16 protein-coding genes are annotated in these 19,984 nt (G+C 63.9%); 8 read left to right on the top strand and 8 right to left on the bottom strand.

All coding sequences use genetic code 11. The features are described 5' to 3' along the window. Positions 1 to 13: 13 nt before the first annotated feature. From glyQ to ACWYRN_RS12320, 3 genes are all read right to left on the bottom strand, one after another. Positions 14 to 928 (bottom strand): glycine--tRNA ligase subunit alpha, encoded by a 915-nt coding sequence (gene glyQ, locus ACWYRN_RS12310; protein WP_488692667.1) that lies wholly within the window; start codon positions 926 to 928, stop codon positions 14 to 16. A 103-nt stretch (positions 929 to 1,031) separates the two neighbouring features. Beyond that, positions 1,032 to 2,612 (bottom strand): apolipoprotein N-acyltransferase, encoded by a 1,581-nt coding sequence (lnt, locus tag ACWYRN_RS12315; RefSeq protein ID WP_488692668.1) that lies wholly within the window; start codon positions 2,610 to 2,612, stop codon positions 1,032 to 1,034. Further along, positions 2,612 to 3,496, bottom strand: a complete 885-nt coding sequence (locus ACWYRN_RS12320; protein WP_229437282.1) for a CorC family transporter — start codon at positions 3,494 to 3,496, stop codon at positions 2,612 to 2,614. Before ACWYRN_RS12320 ends, lnt begins: the two co-directional genes overlap by 1 nt. 163 nt (positions 3,497 to 3,659) lie before the next feature. Here ACWYRN_RS12320 and ACWYRN_RS12325 point away from each other — a divergent pair, with 163 nt between their 5' ends. Next, positions 3,660 to 4,112 carry a (2Fe-2S)-binding protein gene (locus tag ACWYRN_RS12325; RefSeq protein ID WP_488692669.1) on the top strand — a complete coding sequence of 151 codons (453 nt, stop codon included), beginning with the start codon at positions 3,660 to 3,662 and terminating at the stop codon, positions 4,110 to 4,112. 9 nt (positions 4,113 to 4,121) lie between these two features. Next, positions 4,122 to 6,356 (top strand): xanthine dehydrogenase family protein molybdopterin-binding subunit, encoded by a 2,235-nt coding sequence (locus ACWYRN_RS12330; RefSeq protein WP_488692670.1) that lies wholly within the window; start codon positions 4,122 to 4,124, stop codon positions 6,354 to 6,356. A gap of 159 nt (positions 6,357 to 6,515) precedes the next feature. On the opposite strand, the gene ybeY is transcribed toward ACWYRN_RS12330, so the two are convergent. The 3 genes from ybeY to miaB are packed head-to-tail and all read right to left on the bottom strand — an operon-like array spanning position 6,516 to position 9,398. Then, complete coding sequence (gene ybeY / locus ACWYRN_RS12335) at positions 6,516 to 6,986, bottom strand: rRNA maturation RNase YbeY (protein WP_488692671.1); 471 nt, start codon at positions 6,984 to 6,986, stop codon at positions 6,516 to 6,518. After that, positions 6,967 to 8,040 (bottom strand): PhoH family protein, encoded by a 1,074-nt coding sequence (locus ACWYRN_RS12340; protein ID WP_488692672.1) that lies wholly within the window; start codon positions 8,038 to 8,040, stop codon positions 6,967 to 6,969. Before ACWYRN_RS12340 ends, ybeY begins: the two co-directional genes overlap by 20 nt. Beyond that, positions 8,037 to 9,398: a tRNA (N6-isopentenyl adenosine(37)-C2)-methylthiotransferase MiaB gene (gene miaB, locus ACWYRN_RS12345; RefSeq protein WP_488692673.1), complete on the bottom strand. Its 1,362-nt coding sequence runs from the start codon at positions 9,396 to 9,398 to the stop codon at positions 8,037 to 8,039. The genes ACWYRN_RS12340 and miaB overlap by 4 nt, the downstream gene beginning before the upstream one ends. 627 nt (positions 9,399 to 10,025) lie before the next feature. On the opposite strand from miaB, the gene ACWYRN_RS12350 reads away from it, so the two are divergent. Together ACWYRN_RS12350 and ACWYRN_RS12355 are read left to right on the top strand one after the other, a co-directional pair. After that, a complete protein-coding gene (locus ACWYRN_RS12350; protein WP_229437276.1) occupies positions 10,026 to 10,415 on the top strand; it encodes a hypothetical protein in 390 nt (129 codons plus the stop codon). 329 nt (positions 10,416 to 10,744) lie between these two features. Then, complete coding sequence (locus ACWYRN_RS12355) at positions 10,745 to 11,308, top strand: DUF1697 domain-containing protein (RefSeq protein ID WP_488692674.1); 564 nt, start codon at positions 10,745 to 10,747, stop codon at positions 11,306 to 11,308. Between the two features lie 31 nt (positions 11,309 to 11,339). On the opposite strand, the gene ACWYRN_RS12360 is transcribed toward ACWYRN_RS12355, so the two are convergent. Then, entirely contained in the window at positions 11,340 to 11,615 is a 276-nt protein-coding gene (locus ACWYRN_RS12360; protein ID WP_488692675.1) for a hypothetical protein, read from the bottom strand. A gap of 632 nt (positions 11,616 to 12,247) precedes the next feature. Between ACWYRN_RS12360 and ACWYRN_RS12365 the strand changes: the two genes are divergently transcribed. Then, positions 12,248 to 14,206, top strand: coding sequence for an AAA family ATPase (locus ACWYRN_RS12365; protein WP_488692676.1), 1,959 nt, complete (start codon positions 12,248 to 12,250; stop codon positions 14,204 to 14,206). 334 nt (positions 14,207 to 14,540) lie between these two features. On the opposite strand, the gene ACWYRN_RS12370 is transcribed toward ACWYRN_RS12365, so the two are convergent. After that, positions 14,541 to 16,241, bottom strand: a complete 1,701-nt coding sequence (locus ACWYRN_RS12370; RefSeq protein WP_488692677.1) for a cation:proton antiporter domain-containing protein — start codon at positions 16,239 to 16,241, stop codon at positions 14,541 to 14,543. A gap of 173 nt (positions 16,242 to 16,414) precedes the next feature. On the opposite strand from ACWYRN_RS12370, the gene ACWYRN_RS12375 reads away from it, so the two are divergent. The 3 genes from ACWYRN_RS12375 to ACWYRN_RS12385 all read left to right on the top strand — a co-directional run bounded on the left by ACWYRN_RS12375 (position 16,415) and on the right by ACWYRN_RS12385 (position 19,972). After that, the gene (locus ACWYRN_RS12375; RefSeq protein ID WP_488692678.1) at positions 16,415 to 17,596 is read left to right on the top strand and encodes a lipid-transfer protein; all 1,182 of its coding nucleotides are present in this window, start codon (positions 16,415 to 16,417) and stop codon (positions 17,594 to 17,596) included. Next, positions 17,596 to 18,741: an acyl-CoA dehydrogenase family protein gene (locus ACWYRN_RS12380; protein WP_488692679.1), complete on the top strand. Its 1,146-nt coding sequence runs from the start codon at positions 17,596 to 17,598 to the stop codon at positions 18,739 to 18,741. The genes ACWYRN_RS12375 and ACWYRN_RS12380 overlap by 1 nt, the downstream gene beginning before the upstream one ends. A gap of 79 nt (positions 18,742 to 18,820) precedes the next feature. Further along, positions 18,821 to 19,972 (top strand): CaiB/BaiF CoA transferase family protein, encoded by a 1,152-nt coding sequence (locus ACWYRN_RS12385; protein ID WP_488692680.1) that lies wholly within the window; start codon positions 18,821 to 18,823, stop codon positions 19,970 to 19,972. Positions 19,973 to 19,984: the final 12 nt, after the last annotated feature.

The following is a 19,984-nucleotide window of genomic DNA, read 5'->3' on the forward strand; positions in this document are numbered from 1 at the left end:
ATCTGGTCGACGATCAGGCGGCAAGCTTGGAGGCGCCAGGCGCCATCGGGAAGCCGAGCTTCTCGCGCGAATCGTAGTAGGCCTGTGCCACCAGGCGCGACAGGGTGCGCACGCGGCCGATGTAGGCGGCGCGTTCGGTCACCGAGATGGCGCCGCGCGCGTCCAGCATGTTGAAGCTGTGCGAGGCCTTCATGATCTGCTCATAGGCCGGCAGGGTCAGTTCCAGTTCGATCAGGCGCTTGGCTTCGGATTCGTGGTTGGCGAAGGCCTGGAACAGCAGCTCGGTGTTCGCGTGCTCGAAGTTGTAGGTCGACTGCTCGACTTCGTTCTGGTGGAAGACGTCGCCGTACGACAGCGTCTTCTTCACGCCATTCTCTTCCCATTCCGTCCAGACCAGGTCGTAGACGTTTTCCACGCCCTGCAGGTACATCGCCAGGCGTTCGATGCCGTAGGTGATCTCGCCCAGCACCGGCTTGCAATCGAGCCCGCCGACTTGCTGGAAATAGGTGAACTGGGTGACTTCCATGCCGTTCAGCCAGACTTCCCAGCCCAGGCCCCAGGCGCCCAGGGTCGGGCTTTCCCAATCGTCCTCGACGAAGCGCACGTCGTTCTTCTTCAGATCCAGGCCCAGGGCTTCGAGCGAGCCGAGGTAGAGGTCGAGGATGTTTTCCGGCGCCGGCTTCAGGACCACCTGGTACTGGTAATAGTGCTGCAGGCGGTTCGGGTTTTCGCCGTAGCGGCCGTCTTTCGGGCGGCGCGAAGGCTGCACGTAGGCGGCGCGCCAGGGCTCGGGGCCGATCGCGCGCAAGAAAGTGCCGGTATGGAAGGTGCCGGCGCCGACTTCCATGTCATACGGCTGGAGCAGGGCGCAACCTTGCTTGTCCCAGTAGGTTTGCAAGGTCAGGATGATTTGTTGGAATGTGAGCATCTCGATGGGGCGCCGCAGACGTCGAAGCCGCGGTCACGGTAAGTTTGCCAAATGACCAATTCTAGCGGGTTTTACCGGCCTTCTGGGGCCGGATTCGACTCATCTATACGGGATTGGCCTTTTTCTGTCGGTAATGTCGCCCGGCGAACCAGGCGCCGGCCAGCGCCAGGGCGCCAAGCGTCAGGAAACCCAGGTTGCCGAAGCGGATGAAGGGCGTCATGCCGGTCGTGCCGCGCACGGTGGCCGTGAGCGTGCCTTCGGTGTAGAAGGGCAGCAGGTGGGTCACCTGGCCGCGGTGGTCGATCACGGCGGTGGCGCCGTCGTTGGTCGCGCGCAGCATCGGGCGGCCAGTTTCCAGGGTGCGCATGCGCGAGATCTGCAAGTGCTGGGGCACTGCGCTCGACTGGCCGTACCAGGACAAATTCGACATGTTCAGCAGCATCGTCGCCGGACGCGGCGCCGCGCGCAGTTGATACGCGATCTCTTCGCCGAATACGTCTTCGTAGCAGATGTTCGGCAGCACCAATTGGTCCTTCACCGCGAACGGCGCCTGCAGCGCCTTGCCGCGGGTGGCGTCGTTCAGCGGCAGGTTCAGCATGTCGGTGAACCAGCGGAAGCCGGGCGGGATGAATTCGCCGAAGGGGACCAGGTGGGCCTTGTCGTAGCGGTAGGACTGCGCCGATGGCGCCGGGCCGACCGTGACCACGCTGTTGGCATACTGCTGCGGCCCATCGAGCAGCGGCATGCCGATGGCGAGCGTGCTGCCGCTGGAAGTGGCAAAACTCTGCAGGCTGTTCAGGTAGCCCGGGTCGAGCTGGTGGCGGAACACCGGCACCGCGGTTTCCGGCGTCGCAATCAGGTCGGCCGGCGCGGCCGTGATCATGCCGTGGTAGCGCTGCAGGATGCTGGTGAGGAAGGCGTAGTCGAACTTCTGGTCTTGCGGGATATTCCCTTGCAGCAGGCGCACGGTGAGCGGGTTGCCGGTGACCTGGGTCCATTCCACGGTGCGCAAACCGGCGCCGGCCGCCATCACGATCGCCAGCAGGGCGATGGCGGGCACGCGCGCGCGCTGGGTCAGCATCACCAGGCAGCCAGCGCACAGGGCGACGACCACGCCGATGCCGTACACGCCGATCAGCGGTGCGTAGCCGGCCAGCGGCGAGGCGTCGTGGGCATAGCCCGACACCGACCATGGGAAGCCGGTGAACACCCAGCCGCGCATCCATTCCGACACGCCCCAGGCCACCGGCAGCACCAGCAGCACGAAAGCCGAGATCGGCAGCGACCAGCGCTGGCGCAGCCAGGCCGAAATACCCGTGGCAAATGCGCCGAACAGGCCCATGTAAAGGCCGAGCAAGACCACGCCGATCACGCCGAGGATGCCCGGCAAATGGGCGAAGCGGGTCATGAAGGTGTACAGCCAGAACATGGCGCCGACCGACCAGCCGAAGCCGAAGGCCCAGCCGAGCAGGGTGGCGCGCTTGACCGAGCTGCCCAGGCCAACCTGGTAGAACAGCCAGCCTAGCAGAATGAACTGGATCGGCCACCAGCCGAAGGGCTCGAAGGAGAACAGGGAAGCGCCGCCGGCAAGGGCGGCCACGACCAGGGAAGCCGCGGACGGCTTCGTCCCGCGCGCAGCGGGATTAGCCGGCGTGGCCGGGGCAGAGCGGCGACGCAGCAGCATCAGTCGTCGTCGTCTTTGTGCAGGGACGGCGGCAGTTTTTCGACCAGCAGCACGTGGATCTGGCGGGCGTCGGCGCGTAGCACCTCGAATTGCAGGTTGCCCAGGGTGAACTCTTCACCCTTGTGCGGCATGCGGCCGAGGTGGCTGGCCACGAAGCCGCCGATGGTGTCGGCGTCGTCGGCCGGCAGGTCGGCGCCGATTTCGTCGTTGAACTGTTCGATCTCGGTCAGCGCTTTCACGCGCCAGCGCGGGCCTTGCTGGCCTTCCTTGATCGACAGGACATTGTCTTCTTCCTCGTCGAAATCGTATTCGTCCTCGATGTCGCCGACGATCTGCTCCAGCACGTCCTCGATGGTGATGAGGCCGGCCACGCCGCTGTACTCGTCGACGACGATGGCCATGTGGTTGTGGTTGGCGCGGAAGTCGCGCAGCAGCACGTTCAGGCGTTTCGATTCCGGGATGAAGATCGCCGGGCGCAGCATGGCGCGCACGTCGAAGGTTTTCTCGGTGTAATAACGCAGCAAGTCCTTGGCCAGCAGGATGCCGACGACCTTGTCGCGCTCGCCTTCGATGGCGGGGAAGCGCGAGTGCTGGGTTTCCAGCACGATCGGCAGCCATTCCTCGATCGGGTCGGTGATGTCGATCACGTCCATTTGGGAACGTGGCACCATGATGTCGCGTGCCGACAGGTCCGAGACCTGGAACACGCCTTCGATCATCGACAGGGCGTCGGCGTCGATTAGCTTGCGCTCGTGTGCTTCGTGCAGCACTTCGAGCAGCTCGGTGCGATTTTCTGGCTCAGGGGAGATGAGTGCGGTCAGTCGTTCGAAGAGCGACCGGTGGGGTTTGGCGTCCGATCGGACGTCACTGGGATACTCGGGCATAGTTGGCGTGAAGCCGTTGTTGCGATGGGCATAAGCATACACCAAAAGCGGGCTTGCCTGAATTTTGCGCAGCCGTGTGCTCGCTCCGCCGTTCTCTGGACTTCTCCAGCAAGACTGCTGCACATGGCATATAGTGCTTGTTCAAATTATAAAAGGAGCGCCCATGCCAGCCCTGACCATCAACGGCAACACCACCACCCTCGACGTGCCCGACGACATGCCCCTGCTGTGGGCCCTGCGCGACGTCGCCGGCCTCACCGGCACCAAGTTCGGCTGCGGCGTCGCCCTGTGCGGCGCCTGCACCGTCCACCTCGACGGCCAGGCCATCCGTTCCTGCATCACGCCGGTCTCCGCCGCGGTGGGCAAGCAGATCGTCACCATCGAGGCGGTCGGCAACGACCCGGTCGGCGCCAAGGTGCAGGATGCCTGGCGCCAGATTGACGTGGTCCAGTGCGGCTACTGCCAGTCGGGCCAGATCATGTCGGCCACGGCCTTGCTGAAAGCCACGCCGAAGCCGAGCGACAGCGACATCGACAATGCCATGAGCGGGAATATCTGCCGCTGCGGCACCTATGGACGCATCCGCCACGCGATCAAGATCGCGGCCGCCAAATAAGGAGCGCACATGAGCCAAGTCAAAAAAGAACAAAGCATCCTGGCTTCGCGCCGCCGTTTCATGCAGCTCGGCGCCACGGCCGGCGGCGGGTTGCTGTTCGGCTTTTCGCTGTTCGGCTGCAACAAGGAAGACGACCGCAAGGAAGCGCCGCCGGAAAAAGCCGTGGGCCAGGCTTCCACCAAACACTCCGATACCCCGGCCGGGCTGGCGCGCGACGCCTTTATACGCATCGACCGCGACGGCATCGTGACCCTCAACATCCACAAGGTGGAAATGGGGCAGGGCACCTTTACTTCGATGCCGATGCTGCTGGCCGAGGAGCTGGGCGCCGATTTGGCCAAGGTGAAGCTGGAGCAGGCGCCGGCCAACAACGAGCTGTATGCCGACCCGCTGCTGGGCGGCCAGGTAACCGGCGGCTCGACCTCGGTGCGCGGCGCCTGGCGGCCGCTGCGCGAAGCCGGCGCCATGGTGCGCGCGGTGCTGGTGCAGGCGGCGGCCAAGCAATGGGATGTCGACACCGCCGACTTGCAGGTAGTGGCCGGCACGGTGCGCCACCAGGCGTCGGGGCGCTCGGCCCACTTCGGCGAACTGGTCGATGCGGCCTCGACGCTGACGCTGCCGAAGAACGTCAAGCTGAAGGACCCCGAGCAGTTCGTGTTGATCGGCAAGGCCATGCGCCGCCTGGATTCTCCGGCCAAGGTGAATGGCACGGCCCAGTTCGGCATCGATGCGCGCTTGCCGAACATGGGGATTGCCGCCGTCGCCGCCTCGCCGGTGACCGGCGGCAAGCTGGTGGCCGTGGACGAGCAAAAGGCGCTGGCCGTGAAGGGCGTGCGCCAGGTGCTGCGCCTGGAGGGAGCGGTGGCCGTGGTGGCGGACCACTTCTGGGCCGCGAAGCAGGGCCTGGCGGCGGCTGCCCCGCGTTTCGAGGATGGCGCGCATGCCGCGGTGGCCTTGCAGGGCATCGTGGCCGACATGCTGAAGGTGTCGCAGGGTGAAGGCGCGGTGGCGCGCGACGAAGGCAATGCGCTGAAGGTGTTGAATGACGAAGGCGGCGGACGCAAGATCGAAGCCGTCTACGAACTGCCCTTCCTGGCCCATGCGACCATGGAGCCGATCAATTGCACCGTGGACTTGCGCGCCGATGGCTGCGACCTCTGGGTCGGCACCCAGGTGCCGGCCCTGGCCCAGGGCGCGGCGGCCAAGGTGTCCGGGCTGCCGGTCGAGAAGGTGAAGGTGCATAACTACTATATTGGCGGCGGCTTCGGGCGCCGGCTGGAAGTCGATTACGTGATCCAGGCGGTGTCGTTCGCCAAGCTGGCCAAGGGGCCGGTAAAATTCATCTGGACCCGCGAGGAAGATATCCAGCACGACATGTACCGTCCTTATTATGTGGACCGGCTGGCGGCGCGCCTCGACGACAAGGGTAAACCTGCGGCCTGGTTCCACCGCGTGACCGGTTCCTCGATCATGGCGCGCTTTGCGCCGCCGGCGGTGAAGAACGGCGTCGATCCGGATGCGGTGGAAGGCGCGGCCGATTTGCAGTATGCGATTCCGGCGATGCGCGTGGAATACGTGCGCCATGAACCGCCGGGCGTGCCGACGGCTTTCTGGCGCGGCGTGGGGCCGACCCATAACGTGTTCGTGGTCGAGAGTTTCATCGACGAGCTGGCAGGAGCGGCGAAGCAGGACCCGGTGGCGTTCCGGCGCGCCTTGCTGGAGAAATCGCCACGCACGCTGGGTGTGCTGAACCTGGCGGCGGAGAAGGCGGGCTGGGGCAAGCCGCTGAAACCGATTGCCGGGCGCAAGGTCGGGCGTGGCGTGTCGACGCAGTTTGCCTTCGGTAGCTACATGGCGCAGGTGGCCGAGGTGTCGGTGGGGCCGGACGGCGACGTGCGCGTGCACCGGGTCGTGTGCGCGGTCGATTGCGGGCAGGCGATCAACCCGGACGGGATCATCGCGCAGATGGAGGGCGGAATCGTGTTCGGGGCGTCGGCGGCGTTGTGGAACGAGATCACGCTAGACAAGGGGCGGGTGCAGCAGACCAACTTTGGCGATTACCGCATGATGCGTATCAACGAGGCGCCGGTGGTCGAGGTGCACATCGTGAACAGCCGGGACGAACCGGGCGGGATCGGCGAGCCGGGGACAGCAGGGATTGCGCCGGCGTTGACGAATGCGGTGTTTGCGGCGACCGGGAAGCGGATTCGGAAGTTGCCGGTGGGGGAGCAGTTGAAGGCGTAAGGTGGGAACGGCGGTGCATGCGTGTTGTGAACCGCCGTTGTAGTTGTAGGGTGGGCACTTGTGCCCACGCGGTCTCATCGCTTGCCGGGTGATGGATATGGCAATGGACCGCTACCGGTGCGTCCGCGTGGGCTCAAGAGCCCACCCTACAAACCCCGATCACTTCTCCGCGTACGGATCCGGATAGCCCAGCGCTTCCATCACGTCGCGCTCGAACTGTTCCATCTCTTCCGCTTCTTCGTCATGCTCATGGTCGTAGCCTTGGGCATGCAGCACGCCGTGCACCACCAGGTGCGCTGCGTGTTCTTCCAGCGTTTTCTTCTGCTCGTCGGCTTCGCGCTGCAAGACGTCGGTGCACAGCACGATGTCGGCCTGCACCGGCTCGTCCTCGGCCAGTTCCTCGCCTTCGTTATAGGCAAAGGTCAGCACGTTGGTGGCGTAGTCCTTGCCGCGGTAGTCGCGGTTCAGGGTTTGCCCTTCGGCGGCGTCGACGAAGCGGATCGCCAGTTCGGCCGGGCCCAGCAGGGCAGGGCGCACCCAGCGTTCCACCATCTCCGGGGTGATCGTGGTTTCCAGGCGCGCGTCCGGGTACTGGACGTCGAGTTCGAGATTATGGTTTTTTTCTTGCATTGCGGGCAGTCGTGGTTTTAGGGAGCGCGCCCAGTTCCTGGACTTCGCTGGCTTTGTCGTAGGCGTCGACGATGCGGCCCACCAGCGGGTGGCGCACCACGTCGGCGCTGGAGAACTGGGAGAAGGCGATGCCGCGCACGTCGCGCAGCACGTGCATGGCGTCGACCAGGCCCGAGCGCTGGGTCTTGTGCAAATCGACCTGGGTCACGTCGCCGGTGACCACGGCCTTGCTGCCGAAGCCGATACGCGTGAGGAACATCTTCATCTGCTCGACCGTCGTGTTCTGGGCTTCGTCCAGGATCACGAAGGCGTGGTTCAGCGTGCGGCCGCGCATGTAGGCCAGCGGCGCGATCTCGATCACCTGCTTTTCGAACAGCTTTTGCGTGCGGTCGAAACCGAGCAGGTCATATAAAGCGTCGTACAGCGGGCGCAGGTAAGGGTCGACCTTCTGGCTCATGTCGCCCGGCAAAAAGCCGAGGCGCTCGCCGGCTTCCACCGCCGGGCGCGTCAGGATGATGCGTTTCACCGCATCGCGTTCCAGCGCATCGACCGCGCAGGCCACGGCCAGGTAGGTCTTGCCGGTGCCGGCCGGGCCGATGCCGAAGCTGATGTCGTGCTCGAGCACGGCGCGCAGGTACTGGATCTGGTGCGGCGTGCGGCCGCGCAAGTCGCTGCGGCGGGTCTTCAGGGTCGGGCTGACCAGTTCCAGGTTTTCTTCATCGCGTTCCGGTTCGGCGTCGGCGGGGGCTTCCGCCGGCTTGGCGCCTTCGATCGTCGGACGCAGACCGGCGCGCTGTTCCACCAGGGCCAGCTGCACTTCCTCGATCGGCACGACCTTGTTCGCCACCGCATAGAAGCGTTCGAGCAATTCGACCGCGCGTTCGGCGTTCGTGCCGGTGACGATGAATTTCTCGCCGCGGCGGAAAATGGTCACGTCCAGCGCTGCGCCGATCTGGCGCAGGTTTTCGTCGAGCGGACCGCACAGGTGGGCAAGCCGGGTGTTATCGAGCGGCTCGGGAATGAAGTACGAAGGCTGGGTAGGAGAGGTTTTCAACTGGCTTTGGCAATCGTATCGAGATTGGCGACGAGTTCGCCGCGCAGGGAATAATCCAGGGTTTCGGTCACGCGCAGGTCGACCAGCTGGCCGACCAGTGCGTCGCCGGAAGCGCCCGGGGCGAAATAAATGACGCGGTTGTTTTCGGCGCGGCCCTGCAGTTCGCTCGGGTCGCGCTTGGACGGTCCTTCGACCAGGATGCGCTGGACGGTGCCGACCATGGCGGCGCTGAGCTTGCGGGTGTTCGCGTCGATCTGGGCCTGCAGGCGCTGCAGGCGCGCCAGCTTGACCTCGTGCGGGGTGTCGTCTTCGAGGTTGGCGGCCGGGGTGCCGGGGCGCTTGCTGAAGATGAAACTGAAACTATTGTCGAAGCCGACGTCCTGCACCAGCTTCATCATGGCCTCGAAATCGGCATCAGTTTCGCCGGGGAAGCCGACGATGAAGTCCGATGAAATGGTGATGTCCGGACGCACCGCACGGATGCGGCGGATGATGCTCTTGTATTCCAGCCCGGTGTAGCCGCGCTTCATGGCTTGCAGGATGCGGTCTGAACCGTGCTGCACCGGTAAATAAAGGTGGTTGACCAGTTGCGGGATCTTGGCAAAGGCGTCGATCAGGCGCTGGGTGAATTCCTTCGGGTGGCTGGTGACGAAGCGCAGGCGCTCGATGCCGGGAATATCGGCAATGTATTCGAGCAGCAGGGCAAAGTCGGCCGTGTCGCCGCCTTCCATGGCGCCGCGGTAGGCATTCACGTTCTGGCCCAGCAGCATGATTTCCTTTACGCCCTGGGCAGCCAGGCCGGCGACTTCGGTCAGCACGTCCTCGAAGCGGCGCGAGACTTCCTCGCCGCGGGTGTAGGGCACGACGCAATAGCTGCAGTATTTGCTGCAACCTTCCATGATCGACACATAGGCGACCGGGCCTTCGACCTTGGCTGGAGGCAGGTGGTCGAACTTTTCGATTTCCGGGAAGCTGATGTCGACCTGGGCCGTGCCGCTGCTGCGGCGCTCGCGGATCATCTGCGGCAGGCGGTGCAGGGTTTGCGGGCCGAACACCATGTCGACGTGCGGGGCGCGCTTGACGATGGCCTGGCCTTCCTGCGATGCCACGCAGCCGCCGACGCCAATGATCAGGTCGGGACGCTGGCGCTTCAGTTCGCGCAGGCGGCCGAGGTCGGAAAACACTTTTTCCTGCGCCTTTTCGCGCACCGAGCAGGTATTGAACAGGATGACGTCGGCGTCGTCCGGTTTATCGGTGCGCACGAGACCATCGGACGCGCCGAGCACGTCTGCCATTTTGTCCGAGTCGTACTCGTTCATCTGGCAACCGAAGGTCTTGATAAATACTTTTTTCTGCATGGAATGCTTCGTTAAAAGAAATGCTTGCGCTTTGACAAAGCGTCAAGCGAGTTTACCGTAAAACCCTGTTTGCAGCCGAAAAGCGGCGTGCGGGGAGGGTGGAATGAATGCTACTAAGAATCACTTATTGCCTGAATAAATCACGTTGCCAATCTATCCAGATTGTTAAATTGCGCTGAGGAATCAAAACGCGAAAGGCAAGGCAGAGTCAGGGTTTGCTCAGGATATTTCCTGTTGTAAATCAATACGTTCGGCTCGAATTCTTTCACACAAATTAACGGAAGAAATCTCTTGCGTGCGCCACAAATTATCCCCATGTGTTGAAATGCTTATGTGACAAGCTTTCCGCACGATAGCTTGATTTCCAACAATGACTCATGTGCTCAGGACGGATGTTCAAATACGGTACGGGTCTGATAATTTGTTTGAAAGACAAGTGCGTTTGGGGGAGTGTTAAGCAGAGCGCATGCGCGCCGGCATGTTTCTTAAGTGAAGATTCAGATTGGGTCTGCAGACTGGTTCTGAATGTTGGCTCAAGAGCGTGTTCGGGAACTTATGTTGACCGAAGCACAGTCTTTACAAAGTTCGTAAAGAACTATTTTAAACTACACTCACGAGGTAAAAATCATGGCACATCATGCTTTGTCTTCACAGGAAAGCTACAACCCTAACCATCTGCTCGACATCCTGCTGGGCAAGATGCAACTGAAAAACGACGCTGCGCTGTCGCGCATGTTGGAAGTGGCCCCGCCGGTCATCAGCAAGATCCGTCACCACCGCCTGCCAGTTGGCGCTTCGCTGCTGATCCGCATGCACGAAGTCACCGGCATGAGCATCCGCGACCTGCGCGACCTGATGGGCGACCGCCGTACCAAATACCGCCTGTCCGACGCCCAGGGCCGTCCGAAGCCAGAAGAGAAGGCAGCGCAGGCCGCAGCGGCAGCCCAGCAGCAACAGCAACAGCAGCAATCGCAAGGCAACGAAGCGTCGCCGTCGACCGGTAATTATGCGCACTGATACCGGCGGCATGGCAGATTCTACTGCCGTGCCACCGGTGATGCGCGGCAGCTGCCCGGCGCGCTAAGCGCCGCGCACGCTGCCAGCTTTCCTCCTCGTCCTTTCCGGACGCATTGTTTTTCCCAGTCTCGACATTTTCCGGCGCCCATCAGGGCAGGCCGGTGTTTTTGCGCGTCCCGTGCATGACCGGGCGATTGGGCAGCCCAGGCAGGCAGGTCCTGGATGCGGTATTCCCGCGCTGTCCCGGCGCCGTGCGGGCCGCACTGCGCGCCGAGGTCTGCTGAAATAAAAATGGTGCCGCCCGGCCCGAACGGCGGTAGCATGCCCGCATGACCAGTAAACGCTACATTGCCCTGTTACGCGGCATCAACGTAGGCCGCGCCAAGCGCGTGGCCATGGCCGACCTGCGCACCCTGGTGGCCGACCTCGGCTATACCGACGTGCGCAGCCTGCTCAACAGCGGGAACATCGTGTTCGGCGCCGGCGACATCGACTCCCTTGCCGCCGCGGCCGCTATCGAGGAAGCGATGGTCGTCAAGCTCGGCGTGGCGGCGCGCGTGATGGTGCTGGCCGGCGAAGACCTGGCCGCCGTGCTGGCGGAAAACACCCTGCTGCCGCTGGCCACAGACCATGCGCGCCTGCTGGTCTTCGTGCTGCCGGATGCCGCCGCACGCGCGGCGATCGCGCCCCTGTGCGAACGTGACTGGGGCGAGGGCGCCCTGGCCATCGGCCAGCGCGCCGCCTATGTGTGGTGCCCGGATGGCGTGCTCGACAGCCCTTGCGCCGCGGCGCTCGGCAAGCAACTGGGCGACACGACCACCTCGCGCAACTGGAACACGCTGTGCAAGCTGTATGCGCTCTGCACGGAAGCGGCGCCGGCCAGCGGCGCCTGAGATCCGCCTTGTAAAGGCTTTATTGACGGCGTTATTTGAACTTCTCGTTGCTGTCGCGGCGCCGTGCCCGATAGCCGAGCAGCACCAGGCCGACCAGCATCATGGCGAACACTTCCGGCTCCGGCAGTTCCGACATGTGAGAGGGCGGGACGACAGGCTCGAAACGCGGCGCAGGCGCCAGGTTCGACACCTGGGGCGGGTGCACCGTGGCGCCGGCATGCGGCGCGGGCGTCAGGTCGATGACGGCGGCTTGCGCCGCACTTCCGGCCATCAGGCCCAGCATTAAGGCAAATAAGAATCTGTTCACGATTGTTCCCTTCCTTGCAGATATTGCTGGGTACAAACGCCTTACGGGGAGCAGGGCTGACCGTGAAGCTCCTCAAAAAGCATAACAAAAACCGCTGACACGTTCACGTTTGATTGGCGTTCGATTCGCGCCGGATTGGATGCCGATTCGCGTTCGATACGCAGGTACAGCGCGGCGCATCAGGGCTCACGGCGAATGGCCAACGGCGCGCCGTAGAACCGGCATGCTGCTTCGTCATGTTAAAGAAATGCGACACCCTCCAGGACAGCGCATATCAAGAAACCAAGACTTTGCGTATAAACGGTTAAAACCAATGCAAGCTCTTGCAGCAATGGATAGACGCTTTGACGATACTTTTGACAGGCTCATAACGAAATGGCTTGTCAGCGTTTCCAGCTATGCCCTTGATCAAAAAAATTTAAGCCAGGCGTATACATCTCGGTTTTCTTTGCGGGTATAGTTTCCCTATCCCTGTTGCCTATCGGCATCAAAAAGATGTCGAATGCTTATCAGTTCGACTCCATGCGGCGCCTGAATACGCCGCCGCCATTCCGACAAGCGCACCCCGGAAGGCCGCCTCCGCTTCACGCACTGTTGCATCACGCGCACAATACATTTCTAGAGTACCGAATATGCCCAACTTTGCCCGACTCCAGATCGCTTTCAAGAACGTGTACGTGCGCATTGCCGCCGCCGTGATGCTGGGGGCGATCGCTGGCGTGGCGATCTGGTCGGCGGACAAGCCGCAAGACCCTAGCCCGGTCGTCCACTCGCAGGACATTTCCGAGATCACGCGCCTGGCCACGCAAAAGGACAAGCTCGATTACCTGATGGTGGCCAAGCCGCTGTCGGAGTCGCCGCGCTACGTGTTCAAGTTCAAGGGGGCGCCCGAGCTGCACGTGGTCAAGGTGCCGAGCACCTCGCACCTGAGCCTGGAGCGCGAAGTCCTGCTGAAGAACGCCATTCCGTATTCGATCGCCAAGGACGACTACCTGGCCTCGCACAAGGCCGTGCTCGAAGAAGAAGGCTCGGCCGGCGCCCACGCCGTCGACTTCCTGAAGCGCCACGCCTTCGAGATCGTGCTGCTGCTCCTGATCGTGTATTGCCTGAAGTTCGGCATCCCGGGCATGGGTGCGAGCTCGACCATGATCACCCCGGACAAGCTGAAGGGCAGCATGGACGACCTGATCGGCATGGACGACATCAAGCAGGAAGTGCTGCACCTGGAAGACATGATCCGCAACCGCGACGAATACGCTTCGCACAACATCGACAAGCCCTTCAACGTGATGCTGACCGGTCCTGCCGGTACGGGTAAGACCAAGCTGGTCGGCTACCTGGCCAAGCGCCTGAACATGCCGCTGATCTCGGCCTCGGGTTCGGCGCTGGAATCGGGTTACGTCGGCGGCGGCTCGAAAGCCCTGAACGCCCTGTACCGCAAGGCCTGCGCCAAGGGCAAGTGCATCATCTTCCTGGACGAAGCGCAAAGCCTGTTCATGCCGCGCGGCCGCAGCGAAAAGAAATGGGAAGACGACACCGCCAATACCCTGCTCGGCCTGCTGGACGGCGTGAAGAGCGACAAGGGCCAGGGCGTGATCTGGGTCGTCGCCTCGAACTTCGACGATGCCTCGACCGAGATGGACGAAGCGATGCTGCGCCGCTTCTCGGTGAAGATCAACTTCCGCCTGCCGAACAAGATGGAACGCCGCGAACTGCTGAAGAGCTTCCTGGCGCGTAAAAAGGCGGGCCTGGTCGACTACGACGACCTCGACCTGGACCAGGTGGCGGAAATCACGCAGAACCTGAGCCCGGCGCTGCTGGAAACCGTGGTCGAGCGTGCATCGATGCTGTCGATCCAGGAAAAGACGATCATCAACACCGATTTGCTGTTCCGTGCCTACGAGCGCGCCACCATCGGCCTGACCGATCGCGCCACCACCGCCGAGAAGCACAAGCAACGCGAGCGCATCGCCCTGCACGAACTGGGCCACTTCTTCATGCAGATCGACCCGCACCTGCGCGCCGGCCTGTCGCTCGACGAAGTGAAGGAAAAGTCGCACCTGCTGAAGATCTCGACTGAAGCCGTGTCGAAGATCGGCGCCCTCGGCTACGTGCTGCAGTCGGGTGACGACATGTCGCTGCGCACCCTGGAAGAACTCGAGCGCGACGTGATCGGCCTGTACGGCGGCATGGCGGCCGAAGAGCTGTTCTACGGCGCCCGCGGCATCTCGGTCGGCGCCCAGAACGACATCGAGAAAGTGACCAAGATGCTGAACCTGATGGTCAACCGCCTGTCGATGTACTCGCGCTCGAAGATCGACTACAGCCAGCTGCAGAACGACGCCAGCGGCGAGCACACCCTGCGCCAGATGGAAGAAAAGGCCGACGAACTGTACAGCTACACCCTGGGCGCGATGCGCGACTACCGCGCCATGATCGAGTCGATCAAGGACACGCTGCTCGACCAGTACGTGCTGTCGAAGGACGCCGTGTTCGAATTGCTGGAAGAGCGCAAGGACCTGCTGCAGTTCGCGCCGAAGCATGCGAACCTGAAGCTGTGCTCGGAGACCGGCGAGATGGTTGCCGCGTAAGCTACGGCTTCAATGGAAAAAAGCCCGCTGAGCGCAATGCGCCAGCGGGCTTTTTGTTCGATGTTTGGGCGTGCAATACCTGTTAACTGTGAACGAATCGCGTACGCCAACGTAGGGTGGACACTCCGTGCCCACGCGGTACGCACGTATCCGGCGGACTGCAGCAGTGAGGTGCTGCTCGTGATGTGGGCGACGGCCGCAAACCTCTCGACTGGCGTATTCCAACATCATCGCAACGCCGGCGGGCGAATCTTCCCCGCCGCAGGTGCAAGGCCAGGCACGTAACCGCGTGGGCACGGAGTGCCCACCCTACAGTAAGCGCTAACGCTCTTGATTAATGCGCGTGCTGCACATCCTTCAAGGTATCGAGCACATACCGCGTCATGCTCCCCGCCAGCTCGTGCTCGCCCAGGAACACCTTGCCGCCGGTATCCTCGCGCAGCAGTTCCGCTTCCTGCTCGTTATGCGTGCGCACCACCACGCGCACCGTCGGATTGAGCGCCTTGGCCGTCTCGATCATGGTGCGCACGTGGAAGGTGTCCGGCGTGGCGATCACCAGCACCGCCGCGCGCGCAATATGCGCCTGGATCAGCACCGCCGGTTCCGCCGCATTGCCCACCACCGCCGGCTGGTCGCGCTTGCGCAGCGCGTCGACGATCTCGCGGTTCTGCTCGGCCACCACGTAATGGATGCCCTGCGCGCTGAGCGCGTCGGCGATGCGCCGGCCTACGCGGCCGTAACCGACCAGCACCACCTGGCCGCTGAGGCGCTCGTGCGGCACCGTCATGGGCAGTTCGGCCAGCGGATCGGGCGAGGATTCGAGCTTGCGCACCGCGGAGGAATTGGCGCGCAGCCAGCGCTGCAGCGGCTCGATGGCCGTGAACAGCAAGGGGTTCACCGCAATCGAGATAATGGCGCCGGCCAGGATCAGGCTTTGCCCTTCCTGCGGCATCAGGCCCAGCGAAATGCCGAGCGCGGCCAGGATGAACGAGAACTCGCCGATCTGCGCCAGGCTGGCCGAGACCGTGATCGCGGTATTGAGCGGATAGCGCAGCGCCAGCACCAGCAGCATCGCCGCGATCGACTTGCCGAAGATGATGACGGCGACCACGCCCAGCACCTTCAGCGGGCTGTCGACCAGCACCATCGGATCGAACAGCATGCCGACCGACACGAAGAACAGCACCGAGAATGCGTCGCGCAGCGGCAGCGATTCTTCGGCCGCGCGGTGCGACAGATCGGACTCGCGCAGCACCATGCCGGCAAAGAAGGCGCCGAGTGCGAACGACACGCCGAACAGTTCCGACGAACCGTAGGCGATGCCGACGGCGGCGGCGATCACCGACAGCGTGAACAGTTCGCGCGAATTGGTCTTGGCCACGCGCCAAAGGAACCAGGGGAAGAGCTTGCGCCCGACCAGCAGCATGAAGGCGATAAAGGCGCCGACCTGCAGCAGGGTCTTGCCCAGTGCGTACCAGATCGAGACATCAGCGTCGGCGCCCTTGCCGCCGAGCGGGCCGGCGATCGCCGGCAGCAGCACCAGCACCAGCACGGTCACCAGGTCTTCGACCACCAGCCAGCCGACCGCGATGCGGCCGTTCATGGAATCGAGGATGCCGCGGCTTTCCAGCGCGCGCAGCAGCACCACGGTACTGGCCACCGACAGCGCCAGGCCGAACACCAGGCCCGCCCCCAGGCTCCAGCCCCACAGCCAGGCCATGCCGATGCCCATCGCGGTGGCCACGGCGATCTGCAGGATCGCGCCAGGCAGGGCGATCCTGCGCACGTCGAGCAGGTCGCGCAGCGAGAAGTGCAGGCCCACGCCGAACATCAGCAGCATCACCCCGATTTCAGCCAGTTGCGAGGCCAGCGACACATCGGCAACGAAGCCTGGTGTGGCTGGGCCGATGACGATACCGGCGGCCAGGTAGCCAACCAGCGCGGGTAACTTCAGGCGGACGGCGATCATCCCGAAGAGAAGGCCGAAGCCCAGCGCGGCGGCAATGGTGGTGATCAGACTGAGTTCGTGATGCATGCAGTACAGCTCCTTATCAAGGTGGAATCGGAGCAGTATAAGCGACGTAGCAATTTCCTTGCCGAAAAAATAGAGAGGAGCCTCGGACATTCACGTCTTCTGCGGCAGTGCTATCTGTCTATAATCGAACGACAGAAAAGGACCACAGGTCCATACACAATCAGGAGACGAGCATGAGCAAGGTTTATGTGACCGGCGTCGGGATGATCCCGTTCGCCAAGCCCGGCGCCAGCGCGCCATATCACGAGATGGGCGCACAGGCCGCCCGCGCCGCCCTGCAGGATGCCGGCATCGACTACAACGACATCGAGCAGGCCTACGCCGGCTACGTGTACGGCGACTCGACCTGCGGCCAGAAGGCCTTGTACGGCGTCGGCATGACCGGCATCCCCATCGTCAACGTCAACAACAACTGCTCGACCGGCTCCACGGCCCTGTTCCTGGCGCGCCAGGCGATTGCCAGCGGCGCGCTTGACTGCGTACTGGTGCTGGGCTTCGAGCAGATGAGCCCCGGTGCCCTCGGCTCGGTGTTTACCGACCGCCCGGCGCCCTTCGACGACTTCGACGCCGTCACCGACCGCCTGGTCGGCAAGCCCGAGATTCCGCTGGCGCTGCGCTACTTCGGCGGCGCGGGCCTCGCGCACATGGAAAAGTACGGCACGCCCCTGGAGGCCTTTGCGCGCATCCGCGCCAAGGCCAGCCGCCACGCCATCAACAATCCGCTGGCGCTGTTCCGCAAGGAAGTCACGGCCCAGGACGTGCTCGACGCCCCCGCCATCTGGCCCGGCGTGATGACGCGCCTGATGGCCTGCCCACCGACCTGCGGCGCAGCAGCCGCCGTGCTGGTCTCGGAAGACTTCGCGAAAAAGCGCGGCCTGCGCGCCGACGTGCACATCGCGGCCCAGGCCATGACCACCGACCGCGCCAGCACCTTCGACGCAAACGACATGATGCGCCTGGTCGGCTACGACATGAGCCGTGAAGCCGCCGCCAAAGTGTACGAACAGGCCGGCATCGGCCCCGACGACGTCGACGTGATCGAGCTGCACGACTGCTTCGCCCACAACGAACTGATCACCTACGAAGCCCTGGGCCTGTGCCCGGAAGGCGGCGCCGACAAGTTCATCCGCGAGGGCGGCAACACCTACGGCGGCAAGGTCGTCACCAATCCTTCGGGCGGGCTACTGTCGAAAGGCCACCCGCTCGGCGCCACGGGCCTGGCGCAATGCTTCGAGCTGACCCAGCAACTGCGCGGCAGCGCCGGCGCGCGCCAGGTGGAAGGCGCACGCACGGCCTTGCAGCACAACCTGGGCCTGGGCGGCGCCTGTGTCGTGACCATGTACCGCGCGGGCTGATGATGGAGATCGTACCTTCCTGGACCAACCCGGAGCTCGATGGCTTCCGCGATGCCGTACGCCGTTTCGTCGCCAGCGAAATCGCCCCGCACGGCGAGCGCTGGCGCCAGCAGCAGCACGTCGACCGCGACCTGTGGCACAAGGCAGGAGAGATGGGCCTGCTGGCCGCCGACATCCCCGAGGAATACGGCGGCGCGGGCGGCAACTTCGCCCACATGGCCGTGGTGTTCGAGGAGCTGGGCTACGCCGGCGACATGGCCTTCGGCCTGCACGTGCACGCCATCGTCGCCCACTACCTGCTCAACCAGGGCACCGAGGAACAAAAGCGCCGTTACCTGCCCAAGCTGGCCAGCGGCGAAATGGTGGCCGCGATCGCCATGTCGGAACCGGGCGCCGGCTCGGACCTGAAAGGCATCCGCACGGGCGCCGTGCGCGGCGCCGACGGCTACCGCCTGAACGGCTCGAAGACCTTCATCTCGAACGGCTACCTGGCCGACCTGATCCTGGTAGTGGCCAGGACCGACCCGGCCGGCGGCGCGAAAGGCATCTCGCTGATGCTGCTCGAGACGCGCGACAATCCGGGTTTTCGCGTCGGCCGCATCCTGGAAAAAGTCGGGCAGAAGGGCCAGGACACCTGCGAACTGTTCTTCGACGACGCGCACGTGCCGCTGGCGAACGTGCTCGGTGGCGAAGAGGGCAGGGGCTTCGCCCAGCTGATGACCGAGCTGCCCTACGAGCGCACCATCATCGGGGTGGCCGGCGTGGCCGCCATCGAGCGCGCCCTGCACCTGACGGTGGAGCATGCAAAGGAGCGCCGCGCCTTTGGCCAGCTTCTGATCGAGATGCAGAACACCCGCTTCGTGCTCGCGGAAATGAAGACCGAAGCCACGGTGGCGCGCATCTTCATCGACCGCTGCGTCGAAGACATGCTCGCCGGCCGCATGGACACGGTACGCGCCTCGATGGCCAAGTACTGGATCTCGGATTTGCAATGCAAGGTGGTCGACGGATGCGTGCAGCTGTTCGGCGGCTACGGCTACATGCTCGAATACCCGATCGCCCAGATGTACGTCGACGCCCGCGTCCAGCGCATCTACGGCGGCGCCAACGAGATCATGAAAGAGATCATCGCCCGCTCCTTGTAGATACAGGATCTTGTAGTTTTCGTAGGGTGGGCACTTGTGCCCACGCGGTACACCGTCTGATCACTCGAAAATTAATCACATGCCCGGTCCCCTCCACGGTATCAAAATCATCGAACTGGTCGGCATCGGCCCCTGTCCCTTCGCCGCCATGATGCTGGCCGACATGGGCGCCGAGGTGATCCGCATTGACCGCAAGCAGTCGCCCGGCGCCGCCAGCCCCTTCCCGTCGCTCGGCACCAGATACGACGTCATGGCCCGCGGCCGCCGCTCTCTCGCCCTCGACCTGAAGCACCCCGAAGCGAAAGAAGTCGTCCTGACACTGCTCGAACAAGCCGACATCCTGCTTGAAGGCTTCCGCCCCGGCGTCATGGAACGCCTCGGCCTCGGCCCCGACGCCTGTCTCGCACGCAACCCGAAGCTGGTCTACGGCCGCATCACTGGCTGGGGCCAGACCGGCCCGCTGGCGCAAGCGGCCGGCCACGACCTGAACTACATCGCCTTGTCCGGCATGCTGCACGCCATGGGCCGCGCGGATTCACCGCCAGCGCCACCCCTGAACCTGGTCGGCGACTTCGGCGGTGGCGCCATGATGCTCGCCTTCGGCGTGGTCTGCGCCGCCCTGGAGGCGCGCAGCTCCGGGGAGGGCCAGGTCGTCGACGCCGCCATGACCGATGGCTCGGCCCTGCTCGGTGCAATGATGTACGGCCTGCGCGCCCACGGCTCCTGGCGCGACGAGCGCGCCGCCAACATGCTCGATGGCGGCGCCCCGTTTTACGACACCTACGCCTGCCGTGATGGCAAATTCCTCTCCGTCGGCGCCATCGAGCCGCAGTTCTATGCCCAGCTGCTGGCGCTGACCGGCGCCACCGACCTGGATTTCTCGAACCAGTGGCGCCAGAAACGCTGGCCCGAGCTGAAGGCCAGATTCGCCGCGCTGTTCGCCACCCGCACCCGCGACGAATGGTGCACCCTGCTCGAAGGCAGCGACGCCTGCGTCGCCCCCGTGCTCGACATGGCCGAAGCGCCGCAGCACCCGCACAACCGCGCACGCGGAGCCTTTATCGACATCGACGGCGTCACCCAGCCGGCCCCGGCCCCGCGCTTCAGCCGCACCGTGCCCGAAGCCGGCGCCGCGCCCGCTACGCCCGGCCAGCACAGCGCCGAGGTGCTGGCCGACTGGGGCTGCGCGCCCGATGCAATCGAAAAGCTGAAAACCTTTCAAGTCATATAGGATTGCTACGGA

This window comes from Massilia sp. BAP21 (assembly GCF_057801335.1).